The following is a 596-nucleotide window of genomic DNA, read 5'->3' on the forward strand; positions in this document are numbered from 1 at the left end:
TCATACTCTGGTAAAGGCTGAGCTAGAGTTACCATGTCGTTTAAGACAACTTGTCTGCGTTCAGAAAGGCGAAGCAATTCTTGAGCATAGTAACGAACCTCTTCAAGCATAGGAGAGTTTTTCTTGACCGCACAAAAAGATTGTTTAGCGAGTTTTATAAGTTTATCAGTCAGGTAAGCAATACGCTTTTCAGAGATGCGTTTGGAGGTAGATTGACGGATAATCTCACACAAGTCACTTTGAGATAGTCTTAATACAAACTCTTTGCATGGAAAAGCCATCACTAAGTTCCAATATTGCTCGCCAGTTGGTGTGGATAAGAGATTTTCCAATTCAGGAAAGGTGATTTGTAGGACCTTGTGCAGACGGTTTTTAGCTCGAACAAGGTCTTCTGTCAGATTTTGATAGAAACGGCTTAAATCACGAAGGTGTTGATAAACTTCTTCCTGCACGTAAGTTGGTTTACGATTGTGCACAAGCTGAGATTTAGCTAACTTTTCAGCGTCAATTTTATCTGTTTTACGAACTCGCAGACTGTCCAATTGCTTCTTAGCTTCCAGAGGATTTAGCCGTGTGTAAGCGTAACCATATTCCTC

1 protein-coding gene is annotated in these 596 nt (G+C 40.4%); it reads right to left on the reverse strand.

The window, feature by feature from the left end; translation table 11 throughout:
- On the reverse strand, positions 1-596 hold a 596-nt coding region (locus AC5FEC_RS10395; RefSeq protein WP_493662113.1), incomplete at both ends, for an IS110 family transposase.

The sequence above is a fragment of the Streptococcus sp. STC1396 genome, assembly GCF_058933875.1.